Source organism: Staphylococcus sp. GW821-FHT11H10, from assembly GCF_058807855.1.
In genome coordinates this window covers 1-23,277 of sequence record NZ_JBXARC010000023.1, presented here as the reverse complement: position 1 = coordinate 23,277, position 23,277 = coordinate 1, and the positions used below count along the sequence as shown (strand labels likewise).

Annotated in this window: 19 protein-coding genes; 3 read left to right on the top strand and 16 right to left on the bottom strand. The window is 31.4% G+C overall.

Translation table 11 applies throughout. The annotated features are described in order from the left end of the window. Nucleotides 1-194: 194 nt before the first annotated feature. Nucleotides 195-1,904, bottom strand: coding sequence for an acetate--CoA ligase (gene acsA, locus AC1RRU_RS10545; RefSeq protein ID WP_016930822.1), 1,710 nt, complete (start codon nt 1,902-1,904; stop codon nt 195-197). 164 nt (nt 1,905-2,068) lie between these two features. On the opposite strand from acsA, the gene AC1RRU_RS10540 reads away from it, so the two are divergent. Beyond that, the gene (locus tag AC1RRU_RS10540; RefSeq protein WP_011275489.1) at nt 2,069-2,701 is read left to right on the top strand and encodes a GNAT family N-acetyltransferase; all 633 of its coding nucleotides are present in this window, start codon (nt 2,069-2,071) and stop codon (nt 2,699-2,701) included. 34 nt (nt 2,702-2,735) lie between these two features. Further along, nucleotides 2,736-3,893, top strand: a complete 1,158-nt coding sequence (locus AC1RRU_RS10535; RefSeq protein WP_016930821.1) for an acetoin utilization protein AcuC — start codon at nt 2,736-2,738, stop codon at nt 3,891-3,893. A 146-nt stretch (nt 3,894-4,039) separates the two neighbouring features. Here the strand turns inward: AC1RRU_RS10535 and ccpA are convergent, their stop codons facing one another. From ccpA to AC1RRU_RS10485, 10 genes are all read right to left on the bottom strand, one after another. Beyond that, nucleotides 4,040-5,032, bottom strand: a complete 993-nt coding sequence (gene ccpA, locus AC1RRU_RS10530; protein WP_016930820.1) for a catabolite control protein A — start codon at nt 5,030-5,032, stop codon at nt 4,040-4,042. Between the two features lie 320 nt (nt 5,033-5,352). After that, complete coding sequence (locus tag AC1RRU_RS10525) at nt 5,353-6,444, bottom strand: bifunctional 3-deoxy-7-phosphoheptulonate synthase/chorismate mutase (RefSeq protein WP_011275486.1); 1,092 nt, start codon at nt 6,442-6,444, stop codon at nt 5,353-5,355. Nucleotides 6,445-6,726: 282 nt separating this feature from the next. After that, nucleotides 6,727-8,319, bottom strand: coding sequence for a YtxH domain-containing protein (locus AC1RRU_RS10520; RefSeq protein ID WP_011275485.1), 1,593 nt, complete (start codon nt 8,317-8,319; stop codon nt 6,727-6,729). Between the two features lie 71 nt (nt 8,320-8,390). Next, nucleotides 8,391-8,897 (bottom strand): DUF948 domain-containing protein, encoded by a 507-nt coding sequence (locus AC1RRU_RS10515; RefSeq protein ID WP_011275484.1) that lies wholly within the window; start codon nt 8,895-8,897, stop codon nt 8,391-8,393. Nucleotides 8,898-8,978: 81 nt separating this feature from the next. Further along, complete coding sequence (gene murC / locus AC1RRU_RS10510) at nt 8,979-10,292, bottom strand: UDP-N-acetylmuramate--L-alanine ligase (RefSeq protein ID WP_011275483.1); 1,314 nt, start codon at nt 10,290-10,292, stop codon at nt 8,979-8,981. Between the two features lie 20 nt (nt 10,293-10,312). Continuing rightward, a complete protein-coding gene (locus AC1RRU_RS10505) occupies nt 10,313-14,203 on the bottom strand; it encodes a DNA translocase FtsK (RefSeq protein WP_493196587.1) in 3,891 nt (1,296 codons plus the stop codon). Nucleotides 14,204-14,223: 20 nt separating this feature from the next. Further along, nucleotides 14,224-14,820, bottom strand: a complete 597-nt coding sequence (gene ytpR / locus AC1RRU_RS10500; RefSeq protein ID WP_016930816.1) for a YtpR family tRNA-binding protein — start codon at nt 14,818-14,820, stop codon at nt 14,224-14,226. 21 nt (nt 14,821-14,841) lie between these two features. After that, on the bottom strand, nt 14,842-15,699 hold the full coding sequence (locus tag AC1RRU_RS10495; protein ID WP_033080129.1) for a DUF1444 domain-containing protein: 858 nt from the start codon (nt 15,697-15,699) through the stop codon (nt 14,842-14,844). 110 nt (nt 15,700-15,809) lie between these two features. Next, nucleotides 15,810-16,121, bottom strand: coding sequence for a thioredoxin family protein (locus tag AC1RRU_RS10490; protein ID WP_053023169.1), 312 nt, complete (start codon nt 16,119-16,121; stop codon nt 15,810-15,812). 13 nt (nt 16,122-16,134) lie between these two features. After that, entirely contained in the window at nt 16,135-17,208 is a 1,074-nt protein-coding gene (locus AC1RRU_RS10485; RefSeq protein WP_029376629.1) for a M42 family metallopeptidase, read from the bottom strand. Between the two features lie 83 nt (nt 17,209-17,291). On the opposite strand from AC1RRU_RS10485, the gene AC1RRU_RS10480 reads away from it, so the two are divergent. Further along, nucleotides 17,292-17,612, top strand: coding sequence for a hypothetical protein (locus AC1RRU_RS10480; protein WP_029376628.1), 321 nt, complete (start codon nt 17,292-17,294; stop codon nt 17,610-17,612). Between the two features lie 116 nt (nt 17,613-17,728). Here AC1RRU_RS10480 and AC1RRU_RS10475 read toward each other — a convergent pair whose 3' ends face one another. From AC1RRU_RS10475 to AC1RRU_RS10455, 5 genes are all read right to left on the bottom strand, one after another. Then, nucleotides 17,729-18,550, bottom strand: a complete 822-nt coding sequence (locus tag AC1RRU_RS10475) for a YtnP family quorum-quenching lactonase (protein WP_011275476.1) — start codon at nt 18,548-18,550, stop codon at nt 17,729-17,731. A gap of 252 nt (nt 18,551-18,802) precedes the next feature. Further along, a complete protein-coding gene (gene trmB, locus AC1RRU_RS10470; RefSeq protein WP_016930812.1) occupies nt 18,803-19,447 on the bottom strand; it encodes a tRNA (guanosine(46)-N7)-methyltransferase TrmB in 645 nt (214 codons plus the stop codon). A gap of 14 nt (nt 19,448-19,461) precedes the next feature. Further along, nucleotides 19,462-20,253, bottom strand: a complete 792-nt coding sequence (locus AC1RRU_RS10465) for a phosphotransferase family protein (RefSeq protein ID WP_016930811.1) — start codon at nt 20,251-20,253, stop codon at nt 19,462-19,464. Between the two features lie 454 nt (nt 20,254-20,707). Then, nucleotides 20,708-21,556, bottom strand: a complete 849-nt coding sequence (gene dat, locus AC1RRU_RS10460) for a D-amino-acid transaminase (RefSeq protein ID WP_011275473.1) — start codon at nt 21,554-21,556, stop codon at nt 20,708-20,710. Nucleotides 21,557-21,559: 3 nt separating this feature from the next. Continuing rightward, entirely contained in the window at nt 21,560-22,969 is a 1,410-nt protein-coding gene (locus AC1RRU_RS10455) for a Cys-Gly-3M3SH dipeptidase (RefSeq protein WP_011275472.1), read from the bottom strand. Nucleotides 22,970-23,277 lie beyond the last annotated feature (308 nt).

Below are 23,277 nucleotides of genomic sequence, written 5' to 3'. Positions count from 1 at the left end.
GATTTGTGTAAAATTTAACTTAATTTTATGATAAATCTGCTAATTTAAATAAATTTATTTTATAAATATAAACATTTAAAGTAAAAATACATCATAGTATGAACTCAAAAACCTTTATTTCGACTTAGGTCAACTTTAATCATTAAAAAAGCTAGGACCAATAATTGTCCTAGCTTACTTATATTCATTAAAGTTTAATCTTCCATCGTACTTAAATCGCCTGCATCTAAATTAAGCTCCCAAGCTTTTAACACACGTCTCATAATTTTACCAGAACGTGTTTTAGGTAATTTATCTTTAAATTCTATTTCTCTTGGTGCTGCATGACCTGATAGCCCCTCTTTAACAAATTTACGAATATCTGCTTTTAGCTCATCAGAAGGTTCATAGCCTTGGCGTAATGAAATAAAGGCTTTGATAATTTCGCCTCTGACAGGATCTGGTTTACCGATAACACCCGCTTCAGCTACTGCTTCATGCTCAACTAATTTCGATTCTACTTCAAATGGACCTACACGCTCACCAGCAGTCATAATAACGTCATCAACACGGCCTTGGAACCAGAAATAACCATCTTCATCTTGATATGCTGAATCACCTGAAACGTACCAATCTCCAATAAAGTAAGAATTATATTTTTCAGGGTTTTTCCAAATTGAATACATCATAGATGGCCAACCCTTTTTAATAGCTAAATTACCCATTCTGTTCGGTGGTAATACATTACCTGAGTCATCTATAATAGCAGCTTCTATTCCCGGTAATGGTTTACCCATAGAACCTAATTTAACGTCAACTGCAGGATAATTCACAATCATATGGCCCCCTGTTTCTGTCATCCACCATGTATCTAATACACGTTTATCATATACATCTTTAGACCATTTAATAACTTCAGGGTTAAGTGGCTCACCAACAGATAAAATTGAACGTAATGATGATAGATCATATTTTTCTACTACATCATCACCAGCGCTCATTAACATTCTTAATGCTGTAGGCGCAGTATACCAAATTGTTACTTTAAATGTTTCAATCATGCTATACCATTGTTCAGGGGAGAATCGACCACCAGCTATACAATTTGTAACACCATTTAACCACGGTGCAAACACACCATAAGATGTACCTGTAACCCAACCAGGATCAGCTGTACACCAGTAAATGTCGTCTTCTTTTAAATCTAATACATATTTACCTGAAATATAATGAAGTAACATTGCTTTTTGAACGTGTAATACCCCTTTAGGTTGACCAGTAGAACCTGATGTGTAATGTAAGATTAAACCATCATCTTCTTTTAACCACTCAATATCAAATTCTTCACTTGCTTGATTCAATTCTTTATTGAAATCAACATATTGTTCATCAACTTCATCATCAACAACTACTATTGTTTCTAAGTGAGGTAATTTATCCTTAGGAATTCTGCCTAGTAAACTATTTGTAGTAACAATGACTTTTGCTTCACTATTTTCTAATCTATCAGTTACCGCTTTTTCCATAAAAGCTTCAAATAATGGACCAACGATAGCACCAATTTTTAGAATACCCAGAAAGGCAAAATATAGTTCAGGCGTTCTTGGCATAAAGATAAATACACGATCCCCTTTTTGAACATTCGCTTTATCTACTAAAACGTTGGCAGCCTTATTTGATAGCACTTTCAACTCATTAAAACTATATTGTTCTTTACGTTTTTCATCTCTATAATTAAGTGCAATTTTATCGCCTTTACCATTATCAACATGACGATCAATACACTCATAAGCCATATTTATTTTTCCTGTTTCATTCCATGAGAAAGCTTTTTTCACTTTATCCCAATCAAAGTCCTGATATGTCTTTTCATAGTCTTGTAAATTATAATTACCTTGCTCGCTTTCAAATACTTCTACTTTCATTGTAAACTCCCCCTTGTTTAATGAAATCGCTTTCTTTAAAAAGTATTATACATTAATTTTTGTGTTATTCAAAATTTTTAGATAATTATTACAATTTAATTTGTTTATTTCTCTAAATAAATATAAAATAACTATAATAGTAGTTCATATTGGGAGTGAGATGAATGAAACACATTAAAACAAACGTAACCAAGCACCTTATAATTAACAATAAGCATTTCACTATTGAAGGCCCTGTTTCATGCAATTATTTGAAAACGCTTTCTTTCGATGAGTCCTTAAATGCCTTTAGACCGGCAAAAGATCAATTTGACGCTTTGAAAGAAATTACGCAATTACCTGAAGGTCGTATTTATATTGCTCGAGAAAACAAACACGTCATAGGGTATGTAACATATCACTATCCCGATGAATTTGAAAGATGGGCTGAAGGACAGCTACCCTATTTAATTGAGTTAGGTGCAATAGAAGTACATCGTGATTTTAGACAGTTTCATCTTGGTGGTGAACTTATTTCATTAAGTCTTTCTCAAGATGAGTTTGAAGACTATATTGTTTTGACAACTGAGTATTATTGGCATTGGGATTTGAAATCAGCTAAATTAGATGTTTTTGAATATAAAAAAATGATGCAAAAATTAATGTCTAAAGGTGGATTAGAAGTATTTGCTACTGATGATCCAGAAATTACGAGTCATCCAGCTAATTGTTTAATGGCGAGAATTGGTAACAGAATTACATTAGATCAGCAACAGTCTTTTGATGATTTACGTTATAAGAATCGATTTTTATTTTAAGATTTCTGTTAAAAATTTAAGGGGTATGATATTTATGCAAAATAATTTAAGAACGGGTTATGTCTATTCAGATGAACTATTAAAATATCGTTTTAATGATAACCACCCTTTTAATCAAATGCGATTAAAATTAACTACAGAATTACTCCAAATGATGAAATTGTTGAAGGATGATCAAATTATTTATCCTAGAATAGCCACTGAAGAGGAATTGGCTTTAATTCATAAATATGATTATATACAAGCAATTAAACATGCGTCTCATGGAATTTTAAGTCCATCGGAGGCTAATAAATATGGATTAAATACAGATGATACATTCCAATTTCGACATATGCACAGACATAGCGCAAGGATTGTTGGCGGTGCACTTAATTTGGCAGATGAAATAATGAATGAAAATATATTAAATGGTTGTCACTTAGGTGGCGGATTACATCATAGTTTACCCGGACGTGCCAATGGATTTTGCATTTATAATGATGTTGCCATTACAGCAAAATATCTTGCTACTAAATATAACCAGCGTGTGATGGTCATTGATACTGATGGGCATCACGGTGATGGGACTCAATGGAGCCTTTATACTGATAATACGATCATGTGTTATTCCATCCATGAAACAGGTAAATTTTTATTTCCAGGTTCAGGACATTACACTGAACGTGGCGAAGATTTGGGTTATGGTTATACAGTAAATTTACCGTTAGAACCTTATACTGAACATGATAATTATTTAAAAGTCTTTGAAGAATCCGTGACAAGTGTTATTGAGGCTTATAAACCTGATATCCTACTTAGTGTACATGGTGTGGATATTCATTACTTAGATCCTTTAACACACATGAGTTGTTCATTAGAAACTTTATACGAAATTCCGTATATAATTAATAAATTAGCGCACAAATTTACAGATGGAAAAGTTTTAATGTTTGGTGGTGGAGGTTATAATATTTGGCAAGTAGTCCCAAGAGCGTGGAGTCATATATTTTTAGCATTAATTAATAAACCTATTCAAGAAGGTCCTTTACCAGAACAATGGATTAAAAAATGGCGTGCGTACTCACCAGTAAACCTACCTAAACATTGGACAGAAGATTATCGCGACTATCAAACAATACCCAGAACATATGAAATCTCACAGAAAAACAACGAACGAGCAAGTAGAATCGTTCATTGGTATACACACTAAGGGAGCGGTATGATGATTTAATTTTAAAATCATCATACCGCTCCCTTAAAACAACTATAACTTAAAAGTTTATAACATACCTTCTCTGTTAGTCAGTTAATATGTGTTGAAATTGTAACTATTAATAATAAATTATTTTTTTACTACTAGTCTTTGGTTGTACCTCTGTATTCAATACGGTGAGGTAAAATAACATTAGGTTCTTCAATTTCTTCTTCGTTCATATATTTTGTTAATAAACGCATACCTACAGCACCGATATCATATAATGGTTGAATAACACTAGATAGTTTTGGTCTTACCATCTCTACTAATCGTGTATTGTTGAAGCTAACAATTTGTAAATCTTCTGGTACTCTAATACCAGCATCTAATGCACTATGCATAATACCTATTGCCTGTTCATCACTTATTGATAAAATGGCATCAGGTAAATTCCCTTTCAAATCCTCGAATACTTTAATGCCGTCTTTATAACTTTCAGATCCAGAGAATTGCACAGTTTCATTTAATTTTAATTGATGACAATCCACTACTTCTTTAAGACCATTAAATACATCTTCTTGAGCTTTTTTAGAGTAATCACCGCTTACTAATGCAAATTCTTTAGCACCTGATTGAATTAGTTGCTCAGTAATTTCCATTGCTGCAGTTTTGAAATCGATATTAACGGAAGCGATATTGTCATCTTTTCCATTCGTACCTGATACAACGACTGGAACAGATGATTGATTAATTAAATCTTTAATTTCATCAGAAATCGTTCCACCTAAAAAGATAATACCATCTACTTGTTTACTTAATAAATTATTAAATATTTCTTTTTCTTTTTCAGAATCATTATCTGAGTTAGAAATTATAGAATGATATTTGTACATTGTTGCTATATCCTCAATACCACGAGCTAATTGAGAATAATAGATATTGGATATGTCAGGAATGATAACGCCTACTGTTGTTGTTCGTTTACTAGCTAGTCCTCTTGCAACAGCGTTTGGTCGATAATTTAATCTTTTGATTACTTCATTAACTTTTTTTCTAGTTTCAGGTTTAACATTTTGATTACCATTCACTACTCGTGAAACGGTTGCCATAGATACTCGGGCCTCTCTAGCAACATCATAAATAGTTACTGTCATAATTTCCTCCTTGTAAGCGTTTTATTTGTTATTATAACGTGTTTTCATTTCATTTTCAAAGTTTACCACAAAATCGCTTTCATTCAAACCTATTGTTAATAATTTCACATTTATGTCATATTTTATATTATTTTAATTACAAAAGAGTGATTTGTCATATTATTAAATAAAAATGAAATCGTTGATTAATAAATTGAATAGCTAAAGTTTGACAATTTAAAGAGCTATTCATTATTACCAGAATAAGTATTATAAAACATACTTATAATTCAGTAAAACGAATAGCTCATGTATATCAATTATCTTATTAGGTGAACTTATTATTTTAATTTTTTTGAATTATATAATTCAGCTAATGGTTTTAATTCATTGTAAAATTGATCAAATTCATTTAAATCCATTTGTTGACCACTATCACTTAGTGCAACAGATGGGTCTGGATGAACTTCTGCCATTACACCATCTGCACCAACAGCTAAAGCAGCTTTTGCAGTTGGTAACATAATATCTTTGCGTCCTGTGCTATGCGTTACATCTACCATTACAGGTAAATGCGTTCCTTGTTTTAAAATTGGAACAGCAGATATATCTAGAGTATTACGTGTTGCTTTTTCATAAGTACGGATGCCTCTTTCACACAGGATAATATTTTTATTCCCTTGTGATGCAATATATTCAGCTGCAAAAGTAAATTCCTCAATAGTGGCAGACAATCCTCTTTTTAATAGGATAGGTTTATTGGTTCTGCCAGCTTCTTTCAGTAATTCAAAGTTTTGCATGTTACGCGCGCCAATTTGAAATACATCTAGGTATTCATCAGCAACTTCAAAATCAGCAGGATTTACAATTTCACTAACAACATTTAGACCGAATTTATCTTTAACATTTTTTAAAATTTTAAGTCCTTCAATGCCTAAACCTTGGAAATCATAAGGTGATGTACGAGGTTTAAATGCGCCACCACGAATAAATTTTTCTCCCCTAGCTTGCAAATCTTTTGCAACTGCATCCACCTGTTCTTGAGATTCTACCGAACAAGGACCGAATACAAATGATTTATTCCCATCGCCAATAATGCCACCGTTGTCAAATTTAACAATTGTATCTTCAGGTTTTAATTTACGTGATACATATAGATGTTTTTCATTCTCAGATTTTTGCAAGTCAGTTGACGCTTTGAAGATTTCTTTGAATAATTGCTTAATAACATTATCATTAAAAGGTCCTTGGTTACGATCCATTAATTCATTAATCATTTCCTTTTCGCGCTGTGGATCATAAACTTTTGTGCCTTGTTTTATTTTTTCTTCACCAATCTTTTGAGCTAACTCTCCACGTTTAGATAATAATTCTAAAATTTGATTATTAATCGAAACAATTTCTTCTCTGTATTGTTCTAATTTCGTTGACATTACTACTCACCTCAATAAAAGTTACTTAATCAATTATATTACTTTAAAGCGATAAAATAATATTAGTTAGATAATATTCTAACAATTTAAAAATAATAGTTCAACCTTAGAAGTCCAAAAATTTTCTAAAATTTATGAATTATCTAATTATTATTGTGAAATGTTTAATTAATCGTTTTCGATATAAAAAATGGAGCGAATCAAAAATCTAATATATATAGATTTCTGAATCCACTCCATATAATGAATGAATATTAACTTAATCAATAAGTTAAAGTATCATTAATCATTAAAAGTACGTTTATCTATTTTACTTTTAGCTTTTTCAGCTCTTTGTTGTTGTTTAGGTGTTTTATTTTTAGCTTTTGGTTCGTTTTGTGATTGCTTACTATTCCCTGTTGATTTTTCATTGTTTGATTTTGTATCGTGTGTGATAACACCATTTTCAAATTTAGAAGTAGCGTGAGCTTGATTATTTTTAACTTGATCTTCATCATTGTTAAAAGTATTATTATTTTTTGTTACTAAATTAGGTACAGTTTTATTACCAATTGATTTAGCAACAGAAGGCTCTTCTAATAAAGTTTTTGTTTTATTGGCTACGTTTAAGTCATTATCTAATTTACTTTTTTTTGTTTTAGCAGCTGATGCTAGATTTTTCGCAGTAACATGTTTATTATGGCTTGCATTATCCTTAATTGAAGAATCTGATAAATTATTATTTGATGATTCAACTTTTACTGCATTTTGTTGTGCTGTTAATTCAGTTGCACTAACCTTAACCTCTTTAGGTTCATTTTCTTCTTCTTTCTCTGTTTCAGCTTTAGCTTCTTGTATTTCTATCGCTTGTGGTGACTTGTCTGATAAATCATCTGACGTTTCAGCTTTAATTGCGTTTTGTTGAGCTACAATTTCTTCAGCACTATTATCTTCATTATTTCTTAAATTCTGAATTTCATCAGCTTTAGCTTCTTGTATTTCTTGTGCTTGTGGTGATTGGTCTGATAAATCATCTGACGTTTCAGCTTTGATTGCATTTTGTTGTGCAGCTAATTCTGTAGCACTAATTTCTTTCGATTTTGAATCTTTTTTAGCTTCAGCTTTAGCTTCTTGTATTTCTTGCGCTTGTGGTGATTGATCTGCTAAATTATTCGACGTTTCAGCTTTGATTGCATTTTGTTGAGCTACAAGTTCATCATTGCTAACTTCTGAATTGTCTCTGTTTTTAAAGTCATCAATTTTTTGCTTAACATTTTCGATGTTACTTTCAGTTTGTTGCTTAATATTTTGGTAACGATTTCTCAATTCTTTTTCTTTAGTCTTCGCACCATCAATTTTTTCTTCAGCTTTATTTTTATAAAATAAACCTACAGCTGAACCGATTAAAGCACCTGTAATAAAACTAATTACAAAGTCCTTACGTGAAGGATGAGAACTGAACTTGTTGTGACTATATTGAGAATTTGAAACATCATAATTATTAGAATTTTGATTTTCACCTTGACCGTGTAAATCTTTACCAGTGTTGTTAGTCACAAACTCGTCTCTATTATAATGTTCTGTATTTAAACCTTGTCTAGATTTACCATTTTTTTGGTTTGGTCCATTATCATGTAAATCATGACCAAAATTATTTTTTTCAAATTCATCTCTGTTGTAATGTTTTGTCGCATTTGATTGTGCTGCACTATCTTGTTGATTAGCACCTTGTCCATGCAAATCACTACCTGTATTAGATGTTGCAAATGAATCTCTGTCATAATGCTTTGTCGCATTTGATTGTGATGTGTTGTCTTGTTGATTAGCACCTTTTCCATGTAAATCATTACCAGAATTTGTAGTTTCAAATGCGTCGCGATTATATTTCTTGCTCATATTAACTCCTCCTATAAGAAAAGCACTTAAATAAGTAAAAACCTCATTTAAGTGCATTTGATTGAATCATATTAAAAGTTTTTCTCAACGTTAGTAGTGTAATTTTCGTTAGAATGATTTGCATCATTACCTACAGATGTGTTTCTGTAGTTTGCACTTCCTCTACGGTAGTGTCTATTTTGCCATTTGTCAGCAATTTCCATTGCAACATTTGACCATTGAACTACTTGAGAAATTTTATCTTCATTTTGAGAAATATTATGTGTAATTGAGTTAGTTACACGATCAACTGAACCATTTAAGTTTTGTACTGAATCACCGATGCCTTTAACACCATCGACAACAGAGTTTAAACGTTCAACTTTTCCTTGAATATCTTCAGTTAAGCGATTAGCTTTGTGAAGTAAATCAGTTGTTTCACGAGTAATACCTTGAACTTGGCCTTCAACACCATCAAGTGTTTTAGCAACGTGATCTAAATTCTTTTTAACTGAAATTAAAACAACAACGATTCCAATACATAATACTAAAAATGCAATCGCAGCGATAATTCCAGCAATTGGTAAAATCCAATCCATTAAAAACGCCTCCTAATTACCATTTACTTTTAAATAAAAGCTATTAATTATAAATACCCAACATAATTATATATAAACATATTAAAATTCATTTGTCATGCCGACATGTTCTTCATATGCACGTTGTAACTTTTGAATGTCACCAGCACCCATGAATAAGATGACTGCATTATCAAATTGATCTAATACGTCAATATTATTTTCTTCGATAAGCGCAGATCCGTCAATACGATTTATCAAATCTTGAATCGTTAAATCGCCAGTATTTTCACGAATGGAACCAAATATTTCACATAAATAAACATGGTCCGCTTTACTTAATGATGTTGCAAATTCATCTAAGAAGGCTTGTGTTCTTGAGAAAGTATGTGGTTGGAAAACTGCCACAATATCTTTATTTGGATATTTTTTACGTGCTGTTTCAATTGTAGCACTAATTTCTCTTGGATGGTGAGCATAATCGTCTACTAATACTTGATTAGCAACATTTGTTTCATTAAAGCGACGTTTTACACCACCAAATGTTTCTAATGCCTCTTTAATGTTGTTAACGTCCATCTTTTCTAGGTAACTAATTGCGATAACAGCTAATGCATTTTGGATATTATGATCACCGTACTGAGGTGATAAAAATTGATCATAATATTCACCATTAACATAAACATCAAATTGAGTGCCTTTATCCGTGATTTGAATGTTATCTGCGTAAATATCATCATTTTTATTTAATCCATAGTAATAAATTGGAACATCAGCTTTAAGTTGTCTTAGATGATCATCATCACCCCAAGCAATAATTGCTTTTTTGACATTGTGCGCCATGCTTTGGAAAGCACTTGCTACATCATCAATATCTTTGAAGTAATCAGGATGATCGAAGTCAATATTTGTCATAATTGCATAATCTGGATGATAACTTAGGAAATGTCGACGATATTCACATGCTTCAAATGCAAAATAATCGCTCGCAGGTAATCCCATACCAGTTCCATCACCAATCAAGAATGACGTTTTTTTATCACCATTCATAACATGTGATAATAAACCAGTTGTTGACGTTTTTCCGTGAGCACCTGTAACTGCAACTGATGTATATTGATCAATTACATGACCTAAGAAGTCATGATAGCGAATAACATCTAATTTTAAATCATGCGCTTTAACAATTTCTTCATGAGTATCTGGAAACGCATTACCTTGTATTACTACCATCCCTTCTTTAATATTATCTGCATTAAATGGTAGTATTTTAATTCCTTTATTTTTCAATGCTACTTCGGTAAATACATATTTTTCAATATCAGACCCTTGCACCTCATGACCAAGATCATGCATGATCTGTGCTAATGAACTCATTCCAGCGCCTTTAATACCAACAAAATGATAATGCGTCATATACATAAAACTCCTTTAAATTATTCTTTCTTTAAGTCTGCTTCAGTTATAAATACATCTCTAGGTTTAGAACCGTTTGCACCTGAAATATAATCTAATTGTTCAAGTTGATCTACAATTCGAGCTGCACGGTTATAACCAATTTGGAAATGTCTTTGAATTAATGAAGTAGATATATGTCCTTCTTTAACCATAAATTCACACACATCATCAAATAATTCATCTTGAGCTTGTGTTTGATTCTTTTTAAGTAATTCCTTTTCTTCGAATAAATAGTCAGGTTCTCTTTGATCTTTAATGAAATCAACTACATCATCAATTTCATCATCCGAAACAAAAGTACCTTGGACACGAATTGGTTTATTCATTCCGCTACCTAAATAAAGCATATCCCCATATCCTAACAAGCGTTCTGCACCGCCACTATCTAAAATCGTTCTTGAGTCAACGCTTGAAGATACCATAAATGCAATACGTGTAGGTATGTTAGATTTTATTAAACCAGTAATGACATTGACAGAAGGTCGTTGTGTTGCAACTAACATGTGTATTCCGCATGCACGAGCCTTTTGAGCTATTCGAGCAATTGATTGTTCTACTTCTTGAGGTGCCATCATCATTAAATCAGCTAACTCATCAATTACAATAACAATTTTTGGCATTCTTTGCTCATATGGTGCTTTTTTATTGAAAGCAGTAATATTTCTTACGTGGAATTGCGCAAATAATTTGTAACGTTTTTCCATTTCATCTACTGCCCATTTTAAACTTTGTGTAGCTGCCTTTACATCAGTAATAACTGGTGAAACTAAATGTGGTAAATCGTTATATGGTGCAAGTTCTACCATTTTAGGGTCAATAAGTAATAATCTTAATTCTTCAGGATGATTTTTGTAAAGTAATGACATTAAAATACTATTGATACACACAGATTTACCTGAACCAGTCGCCCCTGCAATTAATGCGTGAGGTGTTTTAGCTATGTCCATCAATAATGGTTCATTATTGATTCGATTACCCATTGCTACTGTTAATTTAGACTCGGCATTTTTAAATTTTGGACTCTCTAAAATAGATTTTAAATTGACTTTCGTAGGATTTAAATTCGGTACTTCAATACCAACTAAACTTGTTCCAGGAATTGGTGCTTCAATTCGAATATCCTTAGCAGCTAGAGCCATTTTAATATCATCTTGTAAAGCTGTAATTCTTGAAACTTTGACACCCTTTTCTACCGCCAATTCAAAACGAGTTACACTTGGTCCTTCTGTAACATTTTGAACTTCAGCAGGTACATTAAAATAATAAAAAGCGTCATTTAGTTCTTGTTTTTTTTCTTCAATCCATGATTCATCTATTTCATGTTCTTCATGATCTTCTAATAGATCAAGGCTTGGTAGCTTAATATTAGGTCCTCTTCTTATAGGAGCCTTATGATTAGCGTCATCTCCATCTTTATGATTCTTTGTTGAAGTAACTTCGGAATAACCCTCTTTAGAAACAAACTCATTAATATCATGTTTATTATCATTTTGATTATTTGAATTTTGAACTTTACTAAATTGATTTCCTTTAGGCATATCATTGTTTTGACTATTATCAACATCTTGATGTTCATTTTCTCTTGTGTTTTCGTCATTAATAATATTGTCTTTTTCAACCGAATGTTCGGAACTTTCATTGTATTCAAGTGATGCCACATTAAAATCAGATGATTCGTCAGAATTTAATTGTGACTCATTTAAATGATTGTCGAATTCTGCATTCATTTTCTCATCTTGTGCTTCTTTTTTTGTTTCTGGTTTTAATTCAGGCACATTAACTTTGTTTCTTGAAACTGAATTTTTTTTAGCATCCATTACACGTTTCTTATCAGAAGGTGTCATTACTACATTAAATGGTTTACTACCAGGCTTGATTGACATTTTTTGTGGTGCTTTATTAGTTTTATTAAATGATGGTTCAGCTTTTTTATCTTCATTTAAACTATCTTTTTCAAGATGTTCTGAATCATCTGTTTTATTAGACGTTAATGATACATCTTCGTTATTTAAAGATTCATGTTGTATATCTTCTGATTGTGATAACTTTTGATCTTCTTTATTCGTATCTTGTGCCAATCTTTCATCATTTTCTTCATCTTCATTAGTTGCGTATTCTATATCAGAAGAAACAGCATTTCGAACAGCATTATTGATATTATTTTCAGATGAATTTTGTTGATTTTCAGAGTTATTCACTTCATCATTAAATTTTAAATCATTCGCTTTATCTTGCATAAGTGATTCTGATTCATTAATCTCTCTATAATTAGCATCGTCTATTTTTTCATCATTGTTTTCATCAGTTGTTTTATTACTAATACCTTCATTTTCATCATCCATGACTTGCTCATGTAAATCATCATCATGAAGCATTTCTTCATGACTATTGGTGTCCTCTAAGTAGTCATCAAATTTTTCATTTGAATAACTTTCCACTTTATTATTGTTAATTTTTGACGATTGTTCTTCTAATACATCTTTAACTTGTACATCATCCTGTCTAACTTGTTGGACGCTTGAAACTTGATTTAAATCAATTTCTTCATAATTGTAGGGTTCAAGAGATTCATTTGAAACTTCTGTTTGATTATCAACATTATCACTATTAGTTTGTTCATCAGTTTGATTTTGAACTAGCCTATTATGCTCATCAGCTAATGATTTGTCCTTACTATGATAACTATGCTTGCTTTTATCGATTTCACTTTCATTCGATTTGTTGCTTACATTGTCACCTTGATTAAGTGAACTTTCACCAGTATATTGTTCTGCTTGCTTAGCATACATTTCGTCGATTGCTCTTTGTATACTATCTTCTTCATCAGTTTGTTGTCGTTTATTTTGTAAGGCTTCTTTAAATTTACGCTTTTGTTGAACTTTACGCTCTCTTTCTTTTCTAATTTCCTCTACAATCTGAGAAGCATAAATATTTTCAATATTCACCGTGTTATCACGTTTTGAATAATTTGGAGTACGCTCATTATTATTAGAGGTATTAGAACTTGATTCTATAGTTGATTCATTTTCAATGGTAATTGATGAATCTAATTGTGAGGAACGTTTAGTATCTTCCTTATTTGAATTGTCAGCTATAGCATGATTACTTTCATGGGGAACATGTTCAACTGTGCTTGAACTATATTTTGTTATAGACTCTTTTGAATCTTCATCATCTTTAACAGGTGGTATTACACCGTTTTCGATTGGTCTACGCTTTTTAGTTCCAAAAATAGCAGATGGTACTTCCGATGTTTTAAAACTTGAACGGTGATATGTAGGTTCAGAACTTAAATGATAGTTTGATTTAAATCTCTCTGATTGTAACTTAACTCTAGATTGGTGATTTGAATTAGCTTTTGAATAATTTGAAACATTGGTACTAGAGTAATTGTTTTGATGTTTATTAAAGCGTTGTGACTCACGTGTATCAATATATTTATTTGATGACTTAGGGCTTCTTGATTTAATAGAAGGTATACCAGTATCATCTTGATTTATATGATTTCTTCTACGTCGTCTTCTTGAATCTTCTGAACTATCATACTTAGCATAATTATTAGATTGATTTGTATGACCTTCGTAATCAAATGAATCATATGAACTATGGTCATTACTAGAATGTGGTCTATAACTACCAATATCATCATTACTGTCACGATAAATTGCTTCTTCATAATTCTCGTCTTGACCCACATCGATAGGGAAACGAAACTTACCTCTTGGACGATCATATATATCGTTGTTTTCAGGAAGTAATGAATCATCTTTATTTTGAGTTAGATCGCCATTACGACGTTTACTTTTGCGTCTGAGCAATTCTTCATCAGAATTCTCTTTATTACTAAATAAATCATCAAACCAACTCATAAATTCACTTCCTTCCTATATTAATCGAAAAATGCTTGACCAATTTCATAGTCATTACTTAATACCATTATACCTTTTTCTTGAGGTGCGTTTGGTAAATTTAATTCTTTCATAGAACAAATCATTCCACTAGAAGCTACACCACGTAATTCAGCATCTTTAATAACCATACCACTTGGCATTACTGCTCCTACTTTTGCGACAACCACCTTTTGGCCTGCCTCAACATTTGGTGCACCACATACGATTTGTAAATGCTCATTACCAACATTTACTTTTAAAACACTTAATTTATCAGCATCTGGATGTTTTTCTTTAGTTTCAACATATCCAACTACAAACTTAGGAGATAAATCTGCATTTAATTGATAGTCTAATCCTGATTTATTTATGGCTTTCTGAACAGCATCCACTAGTTCAGAAGTTAATTTAATATGTCCGTTTCCACTTATTTTGTTATATCTTGAAAATTCAAATATATTAAAACCGACTATTGTTCCTTCCTTACTAATTTCAACAATATCGCCTTGTTTTTTATATTCAAACGGTCCATCAGTAGGTTCTATTTGTAGAAAAGCTACATCCCCTACTCCATCTTTATTGTAAAATAAATTCATTTAAAATCTCCTCTATATCAATTATTTCTTATTATTAAATCTTTTTCGATTTGCTTCTAATCGTTGAATAACATTTGGATCTCGCTTTTGTTTATTATTTTTACCCAAAATGAATATAGGTTCAAAATGTCCTTTTTCATAACCAAATGATAATGATGTAATTGGAACTAATCCCTTAGTGAAGAATTCCATTGTCAAATGAGCCATTACATCATAACCAGTTTTATTACGTATATCAGCAATAACTAAGACATCTTGATGTGGAACAGCTACTAACATTTCACCTTCACACTGTTGATAGATATCATCTAAAAATTTCGTATTCAAGATACGACTAGCATCGTACCCATCATTTGAATTTACAAAATAGAAAATGTTTCCTTTAACTTCATCTGTTTTATATTCATTTTTGAGTTTGCGTATGTTGAATAATGACATTTCTTTAACTTGTTGTTCAGTTAAACCAAGTGACTCCAACATACTTTCATCAATTAGTCGGTAAGATTTACCTAAATCAAGTGCGTAATAAATATTGGTTTCAGCTGTATGCTTTTCAATGATAAAACGATGACCTTCTTTTGTTTTTTTATCAAAGCTTGTAGCACGTATGACAGGCATAATCTGGATGTTAGTCATTTTTTCAATGCTTTCATCATCCATTTGAGCGATTGCTTCTTCGACATAATAAACAATTTCATCTATAATTTTCTCTTTTTGGACTTCATATTTAGCGACAATTGCGTTTAATTTGATTGTTACACCTTTATAATTGTCTTGTCTATATATACGTAATGTTTCCTCTTCACGATCAAATTTAAAATCAACATTTAGATGCGCTAAACGTTGTTTTAATTTATCTCTTATTTGAAAAACATTCATGTTTAACACTCCTATATTCGCACCTTATGCTATTTTACAATAAATTTGTAGTCAATTACAAAAAAATAAGTTAGAGTTTAAATTCTACTATTTTTCAAATTACTTTTTAATTAAACATATTTACTCAAGAATTCATCAATTTGTTCAATAGATTTTCGTTCTTTTCCAATATAACTACCTACTAATTCATCATTTTTATACACTAAAAAGCTTGGGATACCCATAATATCATTTTCAATAGCTAAATCTATAAATTCATCTCTATCAACTGAAACAAAATTAAAATGAGTATACTTCTCTTCTAAACGTGGTAAATCAGGTTCGATGATACGACAGTCAGGGCACCATCCTGCTGTAAATTCAAATACTGTGTTTTCTTTCTTAAGTGAATTAAATTGAGATTCAGATTCTAATTTTATCATTTTAATCTACTCCTTAATCTTGGAATTGTAATTTGTTAATTTGTTCTATATTTAAATTTAATATAACTTGTTCAAGTAATTGTCTAGCAGAATAGTAATCTCTAATATCAAAAACTGCATTCGTACTGTGAATATATCTAGCACAAACACCAATTACTGCAGTTGGAATACCAATATTAGCTTTGTGTATTTCTCCACCATCTGTACCGCCTGGAGATATGTAGTATTGATAATTTATATGATTGTCTTCAGCTAACTTAATTAGATAATCTCTAAATTCTGGTTGTAGAATCATAGTACCGTCTTTAATACGGATTAATGTTCCACCACCTAATTCACCTGATAATTGATTTACACCTTTAATATCATTCGCAGGTGAACAATCTACAACCAAAGCAACATCAGGCTGAATTAATTCAGCAGCTGGCTTAGCACCACGTAATCCTACTTCTTCTTGGACGTTAGCACCAACATATAAATCGACATCCAATTCTACATCACTCAACAATTCTAGTATTTCAATTGCAATGACACAACCATATCGATTATCCCATGCTTTAGCACTATATCGATATTCAGATAACTGCGTCAATTCAGTATTTGGAACTATTGTATCTCCTATTTCAATACCTAATTCCCTTACTTCTTCATCAGAACTTGCACCTATATCTAACAATAAATCTTTGATTTCAGGTACCGCTTCATTTCCAGTTCTAAAGTGTTTAGGTATATTAGAAACAATCCCTACAATTATATCTCCCTTTCTGTTTTTAACTTGAAGGCGTTGACCCTGCCATATATCATTTGCTACTCCTCCAAGATTGGTGAACTGTAACATACCATTTGTTGTAATATTTGTAATCATAAATCCAATCTCATCCATATGTGCAGCTATCATTACCCTCTTGGCGTTAGCTTTCTTAGATTTTTTGACTCCATAGAAACCACCCATATGATTTACAATAAATTCATCAACATATGGTGCCATTTCTTTTTTCATATAATTTCGTACGTCTTCTTCAAAACCAGGCGCACCATGTAATTCAGTTAATGATTTAATTCGCTCTAAAGTTTTTTTCTTGTCCATCTTAACTAACACACTCCTTAAATGTATTATATCATTTTGAATATGGTACACTAATGATAAGAACTATTAATAGAGAGGTAAAGATTATGACACGTCAAACTTACAAATACATCTCAATTTCAGTTGCTTTACTTACAAGTATTGCTACTATTACATTTATTTATTTTCTTAGAGAAAAGAATAAAATCCAAAATCCTAGTAATGTTCTGAAAGAAGCCAAATCTTACTTTATGAATGTTAAAGGCTCATTTATTCTTCATGAGCCGTATGTCGATGACAATTTATATCCAAACAGATTAATCTTTCAAGGTGGCATAACTCAAATTAAGAATAATCAGCAAGTTGAATATATATTTTATGCGGATGCTAAATCGGGAGAAATCATTAATATTGTAGAATTATAATAAAGTAAAAGGCAAGAGAAGTGGGAAATAAAATATGCCCACTCCTCTTACCATTTTTTTACATGTAATTTCTATTATTAAAGCAATCCTAAAACCAACATTTCACTAGTCAATCATTAACGCTTAATTGACTGCTTAATTGTTTTGCCATCACGTTCATATTGAGCCGCGAAGAATACATTATCATGATAATACAAGAACCAATAATCTTGATAAATGTAATATGGAATTAATCTTTCTTTTTCTCGAATGGATTGCATTGGATAATCGTCATATGCCATAACCCATAACGGATTAATATGTGCATTCGTAGGCAATATATCAGACATATGGACAGCTCTCTCTCCTTCACTTTCAATCGTAATAATTGATTGTCCATAACTATGACCACCAACATGTTTCATATGAATGCCTGGATAGACTTCAACCTCTTTATCAAAAAGTATTAATTTATTTTCATAAGTACCTCTATTGATTTCCCAATAAGTTGCCTTACTACGGATGTTAGGACTTGTAAATTCATGCCACTCGTCTTGTTGCACAAAATGAGTAGCATTCGAAAAAATTGAGTTGCCGTCAACATCTGTTAGACCAGTTGCATGATCAAAATGCATGTGGGACATAAGTACCATATCTATATCTTCAACATTTAAATTTAATTTTTCTAGTTCATCATGTATTTGACTTTCATACGTGACACCATAATTTTTAAGTTGTTTATCAGTTAATTTATGATTACCAATTCCAGCATCAATTAAAATATTTTTATCCCCTGTTTGAATTAAAATTGGATAAGTTAAATTTGGAACTTGGTTTTTCTCATTAACAGCATATCGTTTAGTCCATAATGGTTTAGGAACTACTCCAAATATGGCCCCACCATCCATTTGTGTTATACCACCATTTAAATAATTGATGTTAAATGCGCCTAATTTCATATTAAACACCCTCCATTTGTCTTTTTATCTATCAAGTGTTCACATATCAAACTAACTTACAATACAATATCCACTTTAAAAATAAATAAACAGGAGTGGCACATCATTCATAATGAATCATTGTACCACTCCTGTAGGGTGATTAGAACTGAGTAAATTTTATTGGTGTTAACTTCACTTTTCTATCACTAATTTAATATTTGTAATACATTATTTCAATAATACTTACTATTGAAACTTTACTAACTAATGTTAAATAGATTTATGAAATTTTGCTTCCATACGATAAATTCTAGAACCTTTTTCAGAAAATTTCTTTTCATATTCTGTCAAAATATTATCTTCATCATCTTCATCATGTAGATTTAGATTTAACTTCGTAAAGTACATCCCATATTGCGACATACTTTCTAAACTGAAAGCGAACAAACCTCTATTATCCGTTTTAAAATGAATTTCTCCATCTTCTTTTAAAATTTGTTGATATAAAGCTAAAAAAGTATGATATGTCAATCGACGTTTAGCATGCCTTTTCTTTGGCCAAGGATCTGAGAAATTTAAATAGATTCGAGAGACTTCACCATCATTAAAATACTCATTTAATTCTATAGCGTCATTACATATCATTTTTAAATTTGTCAGGTTTAGTTCCTTCACTTTATCCAACACTTTATACATTACACTTTTCTCACGTTCCATAGAAACAAAATTTATTTCTGGGAATTTAGAAGCTAGTGTTGTTATAAATTGCCCCATACCAGATCCAATTTCTATATAAATCGGTTGCTCTTTATCAAACCACTCTGACATTTTTCCAGCATGCGCCCCATCCATATCAACTAAATTAGGATGTTCTTTTAAATAATCTTCCGCCCATGGTTTATAGCGAACTCTCATACACGAAATCTCCCTTAGATAAATAAATTACTATTCATAACCTCATTTAAGAATTTCAACCAATTATTCATATCTTTAAATCTTTTCTGTTCTTCATACCACTGAACCATTCCGATTGATTGAATTACCGTATACCATTTCATACGCTTATTTAATTCAATGTTCTCTTCTACACCGTATGTTTTAAACCAGTCTGACCAGTTTTTTTCGGGAACGTAGTTATAAAGCAGCATTCCAATATCAATTGCAGGATCAGCAATCATTGCACCTTCCCAATCTACTAAGAACAACTCATCCCTATCAGATAATAACCAATTATTATGATTCACATCTCCGTGTACAACAGTAAAAAAGCGAGAATCTAGGTTAGGTATGTGTTCTTCTAAATATGTTAATGATTTACGAATAATATGATGTGTTAATACTTCTCTTGATAATGAAGCATTAATCTTTTTTAACATAATATTAGGTGTGATTGGTTCCATTTCCATTCGTTTAAGCATATTGAGTAAAGGTTTTGAACCATGAATCTTTTTTAATAATGCAGCAACTCGTGATTGATACATTTCATCAGGTTCTAATTCTCGGCCATTTTTCCAATGTTGTGCTGTAACTACTTCACCTGTTTCAATACGTTTAGTCCAAACTAATTTAGGTACAATCCCCTCAGCTGAAAGCGCTGCTATAAATGGATTAGAATTACGCTTTAAAAATAGCTTTTGTCCATCTTGTTCAGCCATGTATGCTTCACCTGAAGCGCCACCTGCAGAATCAAGTGTCCACCCTAATTGATAAAACTGCTCCAACTCGTTCACCTCACTTTCAATTAGAAAATGGCTCGAGAAATATAGTTTTCAAGAGCCATATATTCTAATTTATTATAATCATTTGTTGGAAAATAGATTATTTATTTCAAAATAGTTATGTTTTTACATATAAGTCATAATTTTAAATAATATGTTATTGTCCCCTAACACTTATTTAAATAAATACGTCTCTTTTATCACTCAATGTTGATTTTATAATTTTTAGCCTTCTTTTTCAACTGAAAATGAGAAACAAAAAGATACATTTTACTAGTCGATACTTGCTAAAATTCGATTCAATCTTTAGGTTTCATTATAACACATTTTCATATCTTTAAACTGAGTATTTTTAATTTAATTCATTTAATTTATTCACACTGAAAAATAAAAAAGAACGTACTAAAATTCTATCTTTTAAGAATTAGTACGCTCTTCAATTAATTATTTTAATGAATTAACTACTTCTAGATTCAATATATTTATTAAAGCCTTCTTGTAATTGACGAGTCACAGGACCTACCTTACCGTCACCAACTTGTTCACCATCAATCTTAACAACTGGTGTCACTTCAGCAGATGTACTAGAAACAATGACTTCATCAGCATTTTTTAAGAATTCAACAGTGAATGTTTCTTCTTTAAAAGGAATATCTTCATCTTCAGAAATCCATTTAATAACCTTACGAGTAATACCATTTAAAATGTAATTATTAACGGGATGCGTATAAATAGCACCATCTTTAATCGCATATACATTACTAGAAGCGCCTTCTGTAACAGTTTCCCCTCTATGTTGAATTGCTTCACCAGCATTGTATTTAACCGCATATTCCTTTGCAAGTACATTTCCTAGAAGGTTTAAACTTTTAATATCACAACGTAACCATCTAATATCTTCAACAGTAGCTGCATTAATACCATTTTCTAAATCATCATATGGACGGTCATAACTTTTAGCAAATGCCATAATAACTGGCTTTACTTCTGGAGTTGGGAACGAGTGATTTCTTGGTGCTACACCACGCGTAGCTTGAATATAGATACCACCATTTTGAATATTATTTACCTTTAATAATTCTCTAACTACATCTATTAATTCTTCGACAGTATAGCCTAAATCTAATTGAATTTCACTTGCACTTCTAATAAATCGTTCAAAGTGTTCTGTTACTGTAAATAATTTCCCATCATATGCTCTAATGTATTCATAAATTCCATCACCAAATACATAACCACGGTCTTCATAAGATACTTTAGCTTCATTTTGGTCGATAAATTCGCCGTTAATAAAAACTTTTGTCATAGATTATCCCTCCACACATAGTGAATAAATTGCTTCTAAATAGATACTTGTCGCGTTGAACAATTGTTTTTTAGTAATATACTCATTCTTTTGATGCATTAAATCCTCTGAATCTTCAAACATAGCCCCAAACGCTACACCTTTATCAAGATTTCTAGCATATGTTCCCCCACCTATTGTATATGGTTCAGACATATCACCAGTTTGATTTCTATAAGCTTTAACTAATTTTTGTACAAATGGATCATTTTTGTCTACAAAATGAGGTTGTTGAACTTTTCCTAATTCAAGGTCAAATCCATATGCTTTAATTTCTTTTGTAAATCGTTGTATTGCTTCTTCAAACTCAAATTTTTGAGGATAGCGTAAGTTTATGCCAAAACGTCCACCTTGTTTGTTATCGTAAGAAATTATACCAACATTTGTTGTTACATCACCCATGACGTCCGTATGGAATTTCATACCCATTTTCTCACCAAAGTGTGATTCATGAAGATAACGATTACTAAAGTCTACAAACTCTCTTGCCGTTTGATTTAAATTTAATGTTGATATGAAATCTAATAAATATAAACCAGCATTAACTCCTAATGAAGGGTCCATACCATGAACAGCTTTACCTTCAAGCGTTAAAACTAACTCACCACTATCAACAACACTCTCACCTTGTAATTTATGTTGGTCTAAGTAGTGTTCAAAATGTTGTACAACGTCTGTCATATTTTCTTTTACAAATACTCTAGCTTGTGCATGATCTGGCACCATATTATAACGTTGTCCAGATTCAAACGATATTAATTCATAATCTGGTTCATCTTGGTCTTCAGAAGTGCTATTTTGGACTAAATCGAAAGTTGTTATACCTTTTTCACCATGAATAGCTGGAAATTCTGCATCCGGTGCAAATCCTAATGTAGGCATTTCTTCAGTTTGGAAATATCTTTCAGTACATTTCCAATCGGATTCTTCATCCGTACCTATAATGATATGAATACGTTTCTTCCAATCAACTTTCATGTCATTTAAAATTTTAACTGCATAATAAGCAGCTATTGTAGGGCCTTTATCATCTAACGTACCTCTAGCAATAATTGCATCATCAGTTACAACTGGGTTAAATGGGTCTGAATCCCAACCATCTCCGGCGGGTACAACATCAACGTGGCATAAAACGCCTAATACATCGTCACCCTTGCCCGCTTCAATTCTGCCTGCAATGTGATCTACATCATGGGTAGAAAAACCATCTCTTTGTGCAATTTCGTACATATAATCGAGTGCTTGTCGTGGTCCAGGACCAACTGGAGTTTCATCAGATGCTTTTGAATCATCTCTGACACTCTCAATTGAAAGCAGACCTTTCAAATCATCGATAATTTGACCTTCATATTCTTGAACTTTTTCTTTCCACATTCGAGATCAACTTCCTTTTCAATAGATATACATTTTATTTTACATAACTATGGCGATAAATTACAGTAAGATGTCAGAATATTTATAGATTTTATAAAAAATATTATTAACTATATTGAGTTTATACATTTGACACCCTTTTATGTAGTTATATTTAACAAGATTGTACGTTAGCATGTTTAGTAATAATTATAGTTACTTATTTTCTAACGTATCTTCTTATTAAATAAAAAAGAGTCCGGGACATAAAGTTCTTGGATAAGTGAAAAAAAGACAATTTCTATTGAAATAATATAGAAATTGTCTTT

Excerpts from the sequence above, each read along its gene's own strand:
- acsA (WP_016930822.1), bottom strand. The coding sequence starts at position 1,904 with ATGAAAGTAGAAGTATTTGAAAGCGAGCAAGGTAATTATAATTTACAA.
- AC1RRU_RS10540 (WP_011275489.1), top strand. The coding sequence starts at position 2,069 with ATGAAACACATTAAAACAAACGTAACCAAGCACCTTATAATTAACAAT.
- AC1RRU_RS10535 (WP_016930821.1), top strand. The coding sequence starts at position 2,736 with ATGCAAAATAATTTAAGAACGGGTTATGTCTATTCAGATGAACTATTA.
- ccpA (WP_016930820.1), bottom strand. The coding sequence starts at position 5,032 with ATGACAGTAACTATTTATGATGTTGCTAGAGAGGCCCGAGTATCTATG.
- AC1RRU_RS10525 (WP_011275486.1), bottom strand. The coding sequence starts at position 6,444 with ATGTCAACGAAATTAGAACAATACAGAGAAGAAATTGTTTCGATTAAT.
- AC1RRU_RS10520 (WP_011275485.1), bottom strand. The coding sequence starts at position 8,319 with ATGAGCAAGAAATATAATCGCGACGCATTTGAAACTACAAATTCTGGT.
- AC1RRU_RS10515 (WP_011275484.1), bottom strand. The coding sequence starts at position 8,897 with ATGGATTGGATTTTACCAATTGCTGGAATTATCGCTGCGATTGCATTT.
- murC (WP_011275483.1), bottom strand. The coding sequence starts at position 10,292 with ATGACGCATTATCATTTTGTTGGTATTAAAGGCGCTGGAATGAGTTCA.
- AC1RRU_RS10505 (WP_493196587.1), bottom strand. The coding sequence starts at position 14,203 with ATGAGTTGGTTTGATGATTTATTTAGTAATAAAGAGAATTCTGATGAA.
- ytpR (WP_016930816.1), bottom strand. The coding sequence starts at position 14,820 with ATGAATTTATTTTACAATAAAGATGGAGTAGGGGATGTAGCTTTTCTA.
- AC1RRU_RS10495 (WP_033080129.1), bottom strand. The coding sequence starts at position 15,699 with ATGAATGTTTTTCAAATAAGAGATAAATTAAAACAACGTTTAGCGCAT.
- AC1RRU_RS10490 (WP_053023169.1), bottom strand. The coding sequence starts at position 16,121 with ATGATAAAATTAGAATCTGAATCTCAATTTAATTCACTTAAGAAAGAA.
- AC1RRU_RS10485 (WP_029376629.1), bottom strand. The coding sequence starts at position 17,208 with ATGGACAAGAAAAAAACTTTAGAGCGAATTAAATCATTAACTGAATTA.
- AC1RRU_RS10475 (WP_011275476.1), bottom strand. The coding sequence starts at position 18,550 with ATGAAATTAGGCGCATTTAACATCAATTATTTAAATGGTGGTATAACA.
- trmB (WP_016930812.1), bottom strand. The coding sequence starts at position 19,447 with ATGAGAGTTCGCTATAAACCATGGGCGGAAGATTATTTAAAAGAACAT.
- dat (WP_011275473.1), bottom strand. The coding sequence starts at position 21,556 with ATGACAAAAGTTTTTATTAACGGCGAATTTATCGACCAAAATGAAGCT.
- AC1RRU_RS10455 (WP_011275472.1), bottom strand. The coding sequence starts at position 22,969 with ATGTGGAAAGAAAAAGTTCAAGAATATGAAGGTCAAATTATCGATGAT.